General features: G+C 64.1%; 12 protein-coding genes. 2 read left to right on the top strand and 10 right to left on the bottom strand.

The features are described 5' to 3' along the window. The 10 genes from GYA94_RS04420 to pedF all read right to left on the bottom strand — a co-directional run. A partial coding sequence (locus GYA94_RS04420; RefSeq protein ID WP_161891864.1) for a PAS domain-containing sensor histidine kinase occupies nucleotides 1-876 on the bottom strand: 876 nt, incomplete at its 3' end. Next, on the bottom strand, nucleotides 860-2,023 hold the full coding sequence (gene ercA / locus GYA94_RS04415) for an alcohol dehydrogenase-like regulatory protein ErcA (protein ID WP_009682320.1): 1,164 nt from the start codon (nucleotides 2,021-2,023) through the stop codon (nucleotides 860-862). The genes ercA and GYA94_RS04420, both read right to left, overlap by 17 nt. Before the next feature lie 88 nt (nucleotides 2,024-2,111). Then, nucleotides 2,112-2,384: a pyrroloquinoline quinone biosynthesis peptide chaperone PqqD gene (gene pqqD / locus GYA94_RS04410; RefSeq protein ID WP_029885144.1), complete on the bottom strand. Its 273-nt coding sequence runs from the start codon at nucleotides 2,382-2,384 to the stop codon at nucleotides 2,112-2,114. 52 nt (nucleotides 2,385-2,436) lie between these two features. Beyond that, nucleotides 2,437-2,508 carry a pyrroloquinoline quinone precursor peptide PqqA gene (gene pqqA, locus GYA94_RS04405; RefSeq protein WP_003243383.1) on the bottom strand — a complete coding sequence of 24 codons (72 nt, stop codon included), beginning with the start codon at nucleotides 2,506-2,508 and terminating at the stop codon, nucleotides 2,437-2,439. A 258-nt stretch (nucleotides 2,509-2,766) separates the two neighbouring features. After that, complete coding sequence (gene exaC, locus GYA94_RS04400; RefSeq protein WP_161891863.1) at nucleotides 2,767-4,287, bottom strand: acetaldehyde dehydrogenase ExaC; 1,521 nt, start codon at nucleotides 4,285-4,287, stop codon at nucleotides 2,767-2,769. Nucleotides 4,288-4,406: 119 nt separating this feature from the next. After that, on the bottom strand, nucleotides 4,407-6,194 hold the full coding sequence (pedH, locus tag GYA94_RS04395; RefSeq protein ID WP_161891862.1) for a PQQ-dependent alcohol dehydrogenase PedH: 1,788 nt from the start codon (nucleotides 6,192-6,194) through the stop codon (nucleotides 4,407-4,409). 242 nt (nucleotides 6,195-6,436) lie between these two features. Next, a complete protein-coding gene (locus GYA94_RS04390; RefSeq protein WP_161891861.1) occupies nucleotides 6,437-7,369 on the bottom strand; it encodes a quinoprotein relay system zinc metallohydrolase 1 in 933 nt (310 codons plus the stop codon). A 38-nt stretch (nucleotides 7,370-7,407) separates the two neighbouring features. Continuing rightward, nucleotides 7,408-8,175 (bottom strand): quinoprotein dehydrogenase-associated SoxYZ-like carrier, encoded by a 768-nt coding sequence (locus GYA94_RS04385; RefSeq protein WP_161891860.1) that lies wholly within the window; start codon nucleotides 8,173-8,175, stop codon nucleotides 7,408-7,410. A gap of 35 nt (nucleotides 8,176-8,210) precedes the next feature. Next, nucleotides 8,211-9,086: a substrate-binding periplasmic protein gene (locus GYA94_RS04380; protein ID WP_161891859.1), complete on the bottom strand. Its 876-nt coding sequence runs from the start codon at nucleotides 9,084-9,086 to the stop codon at nucleotides 8,211-8,213. Nucleotides 9,087-9,091: 5 nt separating this feature from the next. After that, nucleotides 9,092-9,553: a cytochrome c-550 PedF gene (gene pedF / locus GYA94_RS04375; RefSeq protein WP_161891858.1), complete on the bottom strand. Its 462-nt coding sequence runs from the start codon at nucleotides 9,551-9,553 to the stop codon at nucleotides 9,092-9,094. Nucleotides 9,554-9,807: 254 nt separating this feature from the next. Here pedF and exaA point away from each other — a divergent pair, with 254 nt between their 5' ends. Beyond that, nucleotides 9,808-11,703 carry a quinoprotein ethanol dehydrogenase gene (gene exaA / locus GYA94_RS04370; RefSeq protein WP_054905457.1) on the top strand — a complete coding sequence of 632 codons (1,896 nt, stop codon included), beginning with the start codon at nucleotides 9,808-9,810 and terminating at the stop codon, nucleotides 11,701-11,703. Between the two features lie 77 nt (nucleotides 11,704-11,780). Further along, nucleotides 11,781-12,440, top strand: coding sequence for a pentapeptide repeat-containing protein (locus GYA94_RS04365; protein ID WP_054913002.1), 660 nt, complete (start codon nucleotides 11,781-11,783; stop codon nucleotides 12,438-12,440). Nucleotides 12,441-12,467: the final 27 nt, after the last annotated feature.

Raw genomic sequence — 12,467 nt, 5'->3', positions numbered from 1 at the left:
TTTCAGGCCCGCGGCATCGGCCACCGAGCGGAATTCTGATATCAAAGGCGCAAACAGCTCGTCCAGGCGATAAACCGCCACATCGGGCCTGACCGCAGCCTGGTCGAGCCGCGAGATATCCAGCAAATCGGTCAGCAGGTCTTCGGCGCCCTCCAGCGCCTGGTGGGTACGCTCCACCAGCACCTGTTCGGCGTCTGGCAGCGGCCGCTCACGCAAGGTGGAGATCAACAGGCGCGCGGCGTTCAGCGGTTGCAGCAGGTCATGGCTGGCCGCGGCCAGGTACTTGTCCTTGCTGCGGTTGGCGGCTTCGGCAGCATCGCGCGCCTCGATCAGCTCATCGGTACGTGCAGCAACCCGTTGCTCCAGTTCGTCATTGAGCTGTTGCAGGCGCTGCTGGGCCTGCTTGCGCTCGGTGATATCGGCCACGAAGCCTTCAACCAGGCCTTCGTGTCCGGGCTTGAGCAGCAGGTTCATCAGCACGTCGAGGTGGCTGCCATCCTTGCGCCGCAGCCGGGTTTCATAGCCATGCAGGCTGTGCTCCCGGGCGAGAATAGCGGTAATCGCCTGTAGCTCTTGCGCACCGCCATCGAACAGGTGGGTCGCCAGGTCGGTCAGGGAAAACAGCACTTGCTGTGGGTCGTCATAGCCGAGCATGCGGGCCAGTGCCGGGTTGGCAGCACGCATGCCGTCCTGCAGGCTGGCCTGGAAAATGCCGTGCACGGCGTTCTCGAACAGCCATTTGTAGCGGTTGCGCTCGGCTTCCAGTTCATCCAGCCGGGCAGACAATTCCGGGTAGTGGCTTTTACGCGCCGAGTGGTCGCCCAGGCCTAGCAGCCCTGCCAGCGCGCGCTGCTGCTCGTCAGAGGGCCTCGCCATAGACCACCTCGACATCTCGCTGGCTCGACGCGCGCGGGTTGGTGAGGATGCACGGGTCATCCATCGCATGTTGCGACAGGAACGGAATATCGGCCGTGCGCACCCCGTGCAGGCCCAAGGTTTCATGGAAGCCGATGGCGTGCTTCAGGGCAATCAGGTGTTCCACCAGGCGGCCGCAGATCTGCCGGTGGTTGAGGCCGCGGCAGTCGATGCCGAAGACCTCGGCAATGACCTTGAAGCGCTCGGGCGCCGAACTGTAGTTGAACGCCACCACGTGCTCGACCAGCACCGCATTGCACAGGCCATGAGGCAGGTCGAGGAAACCGCCGAGGCTGTGCGACATGGCATGCACCGCGCCCAGGATCGCGTTGGAGAACGCCAGCCCCGCCTGCATGCTGCCGAGCATGATCTTCTCGCGCAGGGCGATGTCGCCGGGGTTGGCGATCATTTCCACCAGGTTGCCGTTGATCAGGCGCATGGCTTCCAGCGCATGGGGGTCGGTCAGCGGGCCATGACCGGTAGACACGAACGCCTCGATGGCATGCACCAGCGCGTCGATGCCGGTACAGGCCGACAGGAACGGGTCCATGCTCAACGTGGTTTGCGGGTCGATCAGCGACACGTCGGGCACCACCGCCTTGCTGACGATGGAGAACTTCATGCGCTCCTGCTGGTTGGAGATGATCACGAACTGCGACACATCGGCCGAGGTACCGGCGGTGGTCGGGATCAGGATCAACGGCGGGCTGGGCACGCGAATCATGTCCACGCCCTCGAACTCGAGAATGCTGCGCCCGTGGGCAACCACGATACCAATGGCCTTGCCGCAATCCATCGGGCTGCCACCACCGACCGCGACGATCACATCGCAGTGGTTCTGCCGGTAGATCTCGGCGCCGAGCATCACCTCCTCGACCCGGGGGTTGGGCGAAACGGCCGTGTACAGGCAATAGTCGATACCCTGCGCCTGCAGGCTGGCCTCGACGTCGGCCACCCAGCCAGCGGCAATCACCCCAGGGTCGCTGACCACCAGGACCTTGCGCGCACCAAAGGTCTTGGCGTAGTTGGCCACATTATGTCGGCAGCCGGCACCAAAGATGATTTCAGGCGAAACGAACTTGCGAAGGGGGCTGAAACTCTGGCTCATCGTAAAGCCTGTTCTTATTGTTCTGGAAGATAACCGCCAGCGTAAAGCATCCCGCGGCGAAAGCAACCAGACCAAAGCGGCACAGGCATCATTCGATCCACGCCTTGGCGCGGGCCACCTCCAGGAACGCCAGTACGTCCTCGCCAAGGCCGGGAACCCCCGGAAAACGCTGTGCCAGCTGGTCGATGATCGCTGCCGTACTGCGCTGGCCGTCCAGCAACTCCAGCACCCAGCCGGCACTGGCGTTGAGCTCGATGACGCCCCCGGGGTACAGCAGCACATGGCATGCCTGCAACGGGTCCCAGCGTAGCCGCAAGCCCTTGGCCAGGGCCAGTGTCTGCTGGCGGTCGATCAGTTTCACGGCAGGCACCGGGCGTGGGGATCCGGCCACCTTGACGGTGGCCGGGCAGGCATCAGCGGTTGGCGAAGTACATCGTCACTTCAAAGCCAATGCGCAGGTCGGTGTAGGCGGGTTTGGTCCACATGGGGCATGTCCTCTTCTTGTGCCGGGCGATTCCGGTAGAGGCATTAATGCATGGGCGGTGGTGAGGGCGAATGCTACTTTGGAACGAGTTTGCCGGGTGCATTGGTAGCAACGGGGTTGCCACACATTGCCATCAGGCCAGCCAGGGCGCCTGGGCAGGCGGCCTGGCATTCGCTGCACCGCTACAGCAATGAGGGTGGCTGCGCAGCCTGGCCGCGACACCAGGCCGCTGTGCCAACCGCGCAGGTTCATCAGGGGGTCAGAAGAAGCCCAACGGGTTGATGTCGTAGCTCACCAACAGGTTCTTGGTCTGCTGGTAATGGTCGAGCATCATCTTGTGCGTCTCACGGCCCACACCCGACTTCTTGTAGCCACCGAATGCCGCATGCGCGGGGTACAGGTGGTAGCAGTTGGTCCACACCCGGCCGGCCTTGATGCCGCGGCCCATGCGGTAGGCGCGGTTGATGTCGCGGGTCCACAGGCCGGCCCCCAGGCCGAACTCGCTGTCGTTGGCAATCGCCAGGGCCTCGGCTTCGTCCTTGAAGGTGGTCACCCCCACCACCGGGCCGAAGATCTCTTCCTGGAACACGCGCATCCGGTTGTGGCCCTTTAGCAGGGTCGGCTGGATGTAATAGCCGCTGGCCAGGTCACCCTGCAGGCGCTCGGCAGCACCGCCAGTGAGCAATTCGGCACCCTCCTCCCGGGCAATCTGCAGGTACGAGAGGATCTTGTCGTACTGCTGCTCCGACGCCTGGGCGCCGACCATGGTTTCGGTGTCCAGCGGGTTGCCACGGCTGATCTTGGCGATCTTCTTCATCACCTCGGCCATGAACGGTTCGTAGATCGACTCCTGGATCAGCGCACGCGACGGGCAGGTGCACACCTCGCCCTGGTTGAAGAACGCCAACACCAGGCCCTCAGCGGCTTTCTCGATGAACGCCGGCTCCGCCTGCATGATGTCTTCGAAGAAGATGTTCGGCGACTTGCCACCCAGTTCGACGGTAGACGGGATGATGTTCTCGGCCGCGCACTTCATGATGTGCGAGCCCACCGGGGTGGACCCGGTGAAGGCGATCTTGGCAATACGCTTGCTGGTGGCCAGCGCCTCCCCAGCCTCACGGCCATAGCCCTGGACGATGTTCAGCACCCCGGCCGGCAGCAGGTCGGCGATCAGCTCGGCAAAAATGGTGATCGACAGCGGCGTCTGCTCGGCCGGTTTCAGCACCACGCAGTTACCCGCCGCCAACGCCGGGGCGAGTTTCCAGGCGGCCATCAGCAACGGGAAGTTCCACGGGATGATCTGCCCGACCACCCCCAGCGGTTCGTGCAGGTGATACGCCACGGTGGTCTCGTTGATTTCCGCCGCGCCACCTTCCTGGGCACGAATGCAGCCCGCAAAATAACGGAAGTGATCCGCCGCCAGCGGCACGTCGGCATTCAGGGTTTCGCGTACGGCCTTGCCGTTGTCCCAGGTTTCGGTAACCGCCAGCACTTCGAGGTTCTGTTCGATCCGGTCGGCGATTTTCAGCAGCGCCAGGGCCCGCTCCTGCACCGAGGTCTTGCCCCACGCGTCAGCCGCGGCATGGGCAGCGTCCAGGGCGCGCTCGATATCCTGTGCGCTAGAACGTGGGAATTCGGCGATCGGTTGGCCGTTGACCGGCGAGCTGTTGGTGAAGTACTGGCCAGCCAAGGGCGCCACGAACTCGCCATTGATGAAGTTGCCATAGCGCGGCTTGAAGGAGACGACGGCGCCTGGGGTTCCGGGTTGTGCGTAGATCATGCTGAGCCTCTGCAGGTCAATGCCTGTCCCACGACAGGCGATATGCCGATGGTAAAAAGCCCCGCCTGCCAGGCGAATGCATCGTTGGCAGCGGGGCTCTCGTCATTTGGTAGTAGGGGTCAGGGTTTGGCGCTGGCGGTCTGCTGCAACTGCTTGGGCAACTTGAAGGTCCAGAGCATGCCGCCCTGGTTGAAGTCCTTGACCCGCTTGGCCACTTCGCCGCCCCACAGCGGCACCGCGCCGCCCCAGCCGGACACCACCGATACGTACTGCTCGCCGTCCATTTCCCAGGTCACCGGCGAACCGAGCACGCCAGAGCCGGTCTGGAACTCCCAGACCTTGTCGCCGGTCTTGGCGTTGAACGCCTGCAGGAAGCCTTCCGGGGTACCGGTGAACACCAGGTTGCCCTTGGTGGTCAGTACTCCACCCCACAGCGGTGCATAGTTCTTGTGGCGCCACACTTCCTTGCCGCTGACCGGGTCGATGGCACGTAGCACACCGATGTAGTCTTCGTTGAGCGGCTTGATGGTGAAGCCGGCGCCCAGGAACGCCGCCCCTTTCTTGTAGGCAATGCCCTCGTTCCAGATGTCCATGCCCCACTCGTTGGAGGGCACGTAGAACAGCCCGGTGTCCTGGTTATAGGCCATCGGCATCCAGTTTTTCGCACCGAGGAACGCCGGGGCAACGAACACCGAGCTGCCCTTGGCTTCGCTGCCCGGTGCACCCGGGCGGCTGGCCTCGTTGTAGATCGGCCGGCCGTTCTTGTCCAGGCCAGTGGCCCAGGTGATTTTGTCGACGAAGGGGAAGCCGCGGATGAACTTGCCGTTGGTGCGGTCCAGCACGTAGAAGAAGCCGTTGCGGTCGGCAGTGGCGGCGGCCTTGATCTCTTTGCCGCCGTCCTTGTAGTTGAACGAGATCAGCTCGTTGACGCCGTCAAAGTCCCAACCGTCGTGTGGCGTGCTCTGGAAGTGCCATTTGATCGTGCCATCGTCCGGGTTCAGTGCCAGGCGCGATGAGGAATACAGGTTGTCCCCTGGGCGCAGGTGGGAGTTCCACGGCGCCGGGTTGCCGGTGCCGAACAGGATCAGGTTGGTTTCCGGGTCGTAGTAGCCGCCTAGCCACGGCGCTGCACCACCGGTCTTCCACAGGTCGCCCGGCCAGGTCTTGCCGGCTTCGCCACCGGAAATACCGTTTTCGATGGCCTTGCCGTCCTTGTACACATACCCCATGTGGCCTTCCACGGTGGGGCGCATCCACAGCAGCTCACCGTTTTCCGGGTTGTAGGCCTGGATCTTGCCCACCACACCGAACTCGCCGCCAGCCACGCCGGTAATCAGCTTGCCGTTGACGATCATTGGCGCGGCGCTGATCGAATAGCCTTCCTTGTGGTCGGCCACCTTCTTGCTCCACACCACCTTGCCGGTGTCCTTGTTCAGCGCCACCAGCTTGGCGTCGAGGGTGCCGAAGAACACCAAGTTGCCGTACAACGCCACGCCCCGGTTGATCACGTCGCAGCATGGGCGGATGTCATCGGGCAGGCGCGCATCGTACTGCCACAGTTTCTTGCCAGTTCGCGCGTCCACGGCGAATACCCGCGAGTAGGAGCCGGTCAGGTACATCACCCCATCCTTGATCAGCGGCTGCGCCTGTTGGCCGCGCTGCCTCTCACCGCCAAAGGAAAACGCCCAGACCGGGCGCAGTTCCTTCACGTTGTTGGTGTTGAGCATGTCCAGCGGGCTGTAACGCTGGCCCTGCACGCCCAGGCCATTGGTCACGATCTGCTGGGAGTTCTTCGGGTCCTGGAGGATATCTTCATTGCTGACGGCGGCGTGGGCAGCGCCGGCCAGCAACATGGCGCTGAGCACCAGGCTCACGGCGAACGCGGGACGACGTGGGGATCGGGTCATGTCGGCTACCTTTGGTTTTTTTGTTGTGCCCGGGAAATTTTCCCGGTGTGCCGGGAATTCTTGGTCCCGAGGTGTTTGCCAACAATTGCTCGCAGTGTGGAGATTTCTAGTTCCTTGGTAGCAGCTGCCTTTTAAACGAAAGGGGCGCAAAGCGGCCCCTGGGTTGGTGTCAGCGGACATTGCCGGCGCTGCTGCGCCGCCCTTTCGCGACGCATGGCCGCTCCCACGCCGTAGTGTCTGGCTCAGGGCGTACTATCTACCCGCCGAAGTTGCCGGCGTTCGTACCGCGGGTATAGGTGGCTGACACTGCGAATAAGTTCGTAACGCGTCAGGCTCAGGCCAGCAAAGCGCTCGGGTATCGGGCTGCGAATCATTTCGGCCATGTCGTCGCCACGGGCGGCGCCGTCGCGCAGCAGGTTGTCCAGCCAGGTGAGGTAGTCGCGCATCTGCACAAAGGGTTGCGCATCACTGGCCAGCGGCCCGTGGCCGGCTACCAGCTGCTTCCAGGGCAGCGCCAGCAAGGTGTCGAGGTCGTGCAGCCACACATCGAGGCCCGGGCTGTTGGGGGTGGTCAGGGCACGCTGATAAAACAGCAGGTCGCCGGCAAACAGCACCCCGGTCGTTTCATCGAGGATCGCCAGGTCCGCTCCGGTATGCCCGCGCAGCCCGAGCAGGCGCAGGCGGTGCCCGCCCACCTCGCGCACACCCGGCTCCACGACCCGGGTCGGCAGCACCACCTCGGTGCCTCGCATCCAGTCACCAACCAGGCGGTACATGTTTTCCGCCATGGCATCGCCTTGCTCGCGCAGCAACGCTGCGGTGCCGGCCAGGGCGCCGATGGGCACGTCGGTGAACGCCTGGTTGCCCAGCACATGGTCCGGGTGATGATGGGTCAGCAGCACTTCCAGCACCGGCTTGTCGGTCACCGTGGCAATCGCCTGGCGCAAGGCCTCGCCATAGCGTCTGGACGGCCCGCTGTCGATCACCACCACCCCCTCGTCGGTCACGATGAAGGCCGTGTTGACCACGTTGCCGCCATTGGCCTTGGCGAAATTGTCGGTACTGCCCTCCAGCAGCCAGGTACCCTCGGCAATCTGCCGGGGGGCGAGCCGGTAATCCAGGTTGGCCTGGGCCGGAAGGCCCAGGCACAACAGCAACAGCAGGATCCAACGCATGGCAGGCGCCTCGGTTCAGGTGTGGATGGCGACCGCGCTCAAGGCACTGCCGCCTCGAACTGGTTACCGCTGTTGTCCTGCAACAACAGCCGGGTCGGCCCGGGGCCCTGGATATCGAAACTCAGGTTCGGGTTCTCGCTGACCGCCGGGTACAGCGTCAGGCTGGCCAGGCGCTGGCCATCGGCGCCTTGCAACTCGGCGTGGTTGAGGTAGAACTCGGGAATGCCACTGACCAGGCCGTTGTCCATCGGGTGCGCCACCTGCAGGCGCAGGCGGCTGCTGTCGCCACGCGGGTAGCGGCCCCCCAGCACCTCGCCGAGGTGCTCTTCCCAGCCGGGCTGGGTGCGCACCACGCTGGGGGCGGTACAACCACCGCCGGCAGCATCGATCAGGGTCGAGCCCACGTGCCACAGGCCGTCGCGCGTGAGCACCGCCGCGCGAAGTGGTGTGGCCTGCTCGATACGGATACGCAGCGATAACCACGGCAGTACCCGTTCGCCGGGCTGGAAGTCGACAATGCGCGGCAGCGGGTTGAGTTCGGCCCAGGCAATGATGCGCACCACCTCGCCAGTGAACGCGCGGGCATCGATTTCCAACGGCACCTGGCGTGCGTCCTCGGCAAAAGAGGGAGCCAGCAGCTTGACCCGCTCATCGAAGACGAACGCTGCCTGGTCGAGCAGTTGCTTGTGGTAGAAGTCCCACATCACCGAGGGCACCGGGTCCTGGCTGGCACGCGGCTCGCTGGCCAGGGCCTGGCTTGCCCAAGGTAGCCAGCAGGCCAGCAGCAAGGTTGCTTTGAGGTTCATGATCCGCTCCCATTTACCGGGCTGCCGAGCCCAGGCTACTGGTACATTTCCGGCACCTGGTAACGCAGGCCGTACTGGGCATAGATCGCCTGCATGCGCCCCTCCCGAATCAACACCTCTAGCGCCTCCTCGACCGCATAGGCCAACTGCCGGTTGCTTTCATGCACGGCCATGCCGATGTCCCAGGCCTGCTTGCCCAGGCTGGGGTACGCATTTTCCGCCAACGCCAGCTGTGGGTTCGCGGCCTCATGCAGTTGCCAGTCGACCTCGCCGCGCATGGCCATCACCGCGTCTACCTCACCGGCCTGCATGGCGGCGAAGGCTTGCTGCACGCCGGGATAATGGTGGGTCTTGGCGCTGAGCATGCCGTTGAACACCGAGGTCAGGTAGAACGACGGCACGCTGTCGACCTCTACCCCAATCGGGTGCTGCTGGAATACCGCGACACTGGCCACCGAAGGCAACCGGCGGCGGTCATAGGCCACCTGCCAACGTTCTTGCTGATACGGGCCGAACATCACCACCTGAGCGTTTTCCAGCTCGCCTAGCTCGTTGCGCTTATGCGCATAGTCGTGGTCGTAGGGCACCCGCAGCATCAGGTCTGCCAATTGCTGATGACGCAGCGGGCTGCCGCGCCAGATGTAGTCGCGCAGGTCGTCGTCGAGCTTTTCCCCAGGCGGCGCCCAGATCAGTTTCAGGCGCACGCCCATCGCCTCGGCCAGTGCCTGCGCCAGGTCCACATCCACACCCCGCGGCTGGCCGTGGTCCTGGAAACTGTAGGGCGCAAAGTCCTTGTACACCGCTACCTTGAGCTCCCCGGCGGCGATGATCGTGTCGTAGTTGCGCACTTGCGCCTGGGCCGCCGCACAGCACAGCAACAGGGCACTGAACAGCACCGCCATCAGGCGCATGGCCGTTACTCCTCGACGTGCACGCTGTCCAGGTATGTGCGCACCGCCCACAAGGCCTCCTGGCTCAGGTAGTCGGCCATTTTCGGCATGTACACGCGGCCGTCGCGCACCGCGCCATGGCGCACACGCTCGACGAACCATTCATCGCCGGCGTCGCCGGCATCGAGCAGCCGCAGGTCCGGGGCAATGCCGCCAGACTTGGCTTCCAGGCCATGGCAGGCCGCGCAGTTCTGGTTATAGGCCGAGGCGCCGATCTCGACTGCCTTGTCGTGTTCCGGCGAGCTACGGTAAGGGTTGAGCGCCGCCCAGCCGTCTGCGTCCAGGCTCACCCCAGCGTCCTTGACCGGGGTCAGCCCCTCGGTCTCTACCGCCTGTGGGACTACATTGCCATGGGCCCAGGCCGTACCGGTCATTACCGCGCCGGCCAACAAGCCTGCAGCAAGCCACACATTGCGTTTTGTTGTCATTGTTATGCCCTCACCATTGCACGCAAAGCCTCAACCACAGAGGCCGTGTCGCCATCTTAAAAACACCCGGCATACGGCCGAATGCTGCTTTGGTGGTCGCGCCTTCCTCCCTTGGTAGTAGGGCTTGTGGCGAACGGCCAAATGAGGTGCCGACCGGGAACTCTTCCCGGCAATGGCGGGATTTTTTCCGTATCCGGCGAGCGCCCCGGCGGCCCACCCTGTGCAGGCCAAAACCTCCACTGGGAACTGCAACCATGACAATAAGATCGCTACCCGCCCTTTCCCCTCTGGCCTTGAGCGTGCGCGTGCTGCTGATGGCCGGTAGCCTGGCCTTGGGCAGCGTGGCAACAGCGGCCACCCCCCCTGCGGCACCTGCCACCAAGAACGTCACCTGGGAAGACATCGCCAACGACCACCTCACCACCAACGACGTGCTGCAGTACGGCATGGGCACCAATGCCCAGCGCTGGAGCCCGTTGGCCCAGGTCAACGACAAGAACGTGTTCAAGCTCACCCCGGCGTGGTCCTACTCGTTCGGCGACGAGAAGCAGCGCGGCCAGGAATCGCAGGCCATCGTCAGCGACGGTGTGGTCTATGTGACAGGGTCGTACTCACGGGTATTTGCCCTCGATGCCAAGACCGGCAAACGCCTGTGGACCTATAACCACCGCCTGCCCGACAACATTCGCCCCTGCTGCGACGTGGTCAACCGGGGCGCCGCCATCTACGGCGACAAGATCTACTTCGGCACCCTCGACGCGCGGGTCGTGGCCCTGGACAAACACACCGGCAAGGTGGTCTGGAACAAGAAGTTCGGCGACCACAGTGCCGGCTACACCATGACCGGCGCGCCGGTGCTGATCAAGGACAAGACCAGTGGCAAGGTCCTGCTGATCCACGGCAGCTCGGGGGATGAATTCGGCGTGGTCGGGCAATTGTTCGCACGCGACCCGGACACCGGGGAAGAAGTGTGGATGCGGCCTTTCGTCGAGGGCCACATGGGGCGCCTGAATGGCAAGGACAGCACCCCGACCGGCGACGTCAAGGCACCGTCCTGGCCAGATGACCCCACCACCGAAACCGGCAAGGTCGAAGCCTGGAGCCATGGTGGCGGCGCCCCTTGGCAAAGCGCCAGCTTCGATCCGGAAACCAATACCATCATCGTCGGGGCGGGCAACCCGGGGCCTTGGAACACCTGGGCGCGTACCTCGAAAGACGGCAACCCGCACGACTACGACAGCCTGTATACCTCCGGCCAGGTCGGTGTAGACCCGAGCACCGGCGAGGTCAAGTGGTTCTACCAGCACACCCCCAACGACGCCTGGGACTTCTCCGGCAACAACGAACTGGTGCTGTTCGACTACAAAGGCAAGGACGGCAAGGTGGTCAAGGCCACCGGCCACGCCGACCGCAACGGCTTCTTCTATGTGGTCGACCGCAACAATGGCAAGTTGCAGAACGCCTTCCCCTTCGTCGACAACATCACCTGGGCCAGCCATATCGACCTGAAGACCGGGCGCCCGGTGGAAAACCCCGGCCAGCGCCCGGCCAAGCCGCTGCCGGGTGAAACCAAAGGCAAGCCAGTCGAGGTTTCACCGCCATTCCTCGGCGGCAAGAACTGGAACCCCATGGCCTACAGCCAGGACACCGGCCTGTTCTACATCCCCGGCAACCAGTGGAAGGAGGAATACTGGACCGAGGAAGTGAACTACAAGAAAGGCTCGGCCTACCTCGGCATGGGCTTCCGCATCAAGCGCATGTACGACGACCACGTCGGCACTTTGCGTGCGATGGATCCGACCACCGGCAAACTGGTGTGGGAACACAAAGAGCACCTGCCACTGTGGGCAGGCGTGCTGGCAACCAAGGGCAACCTGGTGTTCACCGGCACCGGCGATGGTTTCTTCAAGGCCTTCGACGCCAAGACGGGCAAGGAGCTGTGGAAGTTCCAGACCGGCAGCGGCATCGTGTCCCCGCCCATCACCTGGGAGCAGGATGGCGAGCAGTACATCGGCGTGACGGTCGGCTACGGCGGTGCGGTGCCGCTGTGGGGTGGCGACATGGCCGAACTGACCAAGCCCGTTGCCCAGGGTGGCTCGTTCTGGGTGTTCAAGATCCCGAGCTGGGACAACAAGACCGCCCAGCGGTGATCGCCTGAGGTGGCGTATACCCGGGGCCGCGTTGCGGCCCCTTCACCTGGTGCTTACACCCACGAGAGCCATTCGCCATGAACTACCTGCCCATTGCCCTGCTGTTGGCGCTCTCGCCTGCCCTGGCCGCACATGCCGAAGACGCTGGCGACGATGCCCCACTGACCATCAACGGCTGCGTCATCGCCGAAGCCAGCCAGTGCCCGGGTGCCAACCTGCGCGGCGCCAACCTGGCCAACCAGGACCTGCGCAAGATGAACCTGGCCGGCGCCGACTTGCGCGACGCCGACCTGCGCCACGCCCAACTGGACCTGGCCAACCTGGAAAAAGCCCGCCTGCAAGGCGCCAACCTGACCCGCGCCAGCCTGCAGCAGAGCAACCTGCGCCTGGCCGACCTGAGCAATAGCCACCTGGTGGCCATTCAGGGCTGGGGCCTGTTCGCCCAAGGCGCGCAGTTCGAGAACGCCGACCTCAGCGCGGCCTATCTGCAGTTCGCCCGGTTGTCCGGGGCCAAGTTGCACAAAGCCAACCTGCAGGCTGCGGACCTCGAAATGGCCTGGCTCAGCAAGGCCGACCTGCAGGAGGCCAGGCTGACCGATGCCAACCTGCAGGAGGCCAAGTTCGGCCAGAGCAACCTGGCGCGCGCCGACCTGCGCGGGGCACGGCAGCATTACGGGAATTTCCAGGAGGCCAACATGGAGGGATGCACAGGCTGCCCCGAAACCTGGGACAAGTGACTGATTGCGCTGCCTGTAGGAGCGGCC

Source organism: Pseudomonas juntendi (assembly GCF_009932375.1).
Taxonomy (GTDB): Bacteria; Pseudomonadota; Gammaproteobacteria; order Pseudomonadales; family Pseudomonadaceae; genus Aquipseudomonas; species Aquipseudomonas juntendi.
The sequence above is the reverse complement of the archived record's forward strand: the minus strand, read 5'-3'. Positions and strand labels throughout refer to the sequence as shown.

What these genes read in the sequence shown, in the direction of transcription:
- GYA94_RS04385 (WP_161891860.1), bottom strand. Translation starts at nt 8,175, where the DNA reads ATGAACCTCAAAGCAACCTTGCTGCTGGCCTGCTGGCTACCTTGGGCA.
- GYA94_RS04380 (WP_161891859.1), bottom strand. Translation starts at nt 9,086, where the DNA reads ATGCGCCTGATGGCGGTGCTGTTCAGTGCCCTGTTGCTGTGCTGTGCG.
- ercA (WP_009682320.1), bottom strand. Translation starts at nt 2,023, where the DNA reads ATGAGCCAGAGTTTCAGCCCCCTTCGCAAGTTCGTTTCGCCTGAAATC.
- pedH (WP_161891862.1), bottom strand. Translation starts at nt 6,194, where the DNA reads ATGACCCGATCCCCACGTCGTCCCGCGTTCGCCGTGAGCCTGGTGCTC.
- exaC (WP_161891863.1), bottom strand. Translation starts at nt 4,287, where the DNA reads ATGATCTACGCACAACCCGGAACCCCAGGCGCCGTCGTCTCCTTCAAG.
- pedF (WP_161891858.1), bottom strand. Translation starts at nt 9,553, where the DNA reads ATGACAACAAAACGCAATGTGTGGCTTGCTGCAGGCTTGTTGGCCGGC.
- GYA94_RS04390 (WP_161891861.1), bottom strand. Translation starts at nt 7,369, where the DNA reads ATGCGTTGGATCCTGCTGTTGCTGTTGTGCCTGGGCCTTCCGGCCCAG.
- exaA (WP_054905457.1), top strand. Translation starts at nt 9,808, where the DNA reads ATGACAATAAGATCGCTACCCGCCCTTTCCCCTCTGGCCTTGAGCGTG.
- GYA94_RS04365 (WP_054913002.1), top strand. Translation starts at nt 11,781, where the DNA reads ATGAACTACCTGCCCATTGCCCTGCTGTTGGCGCTCTCGCCTGCCCTG.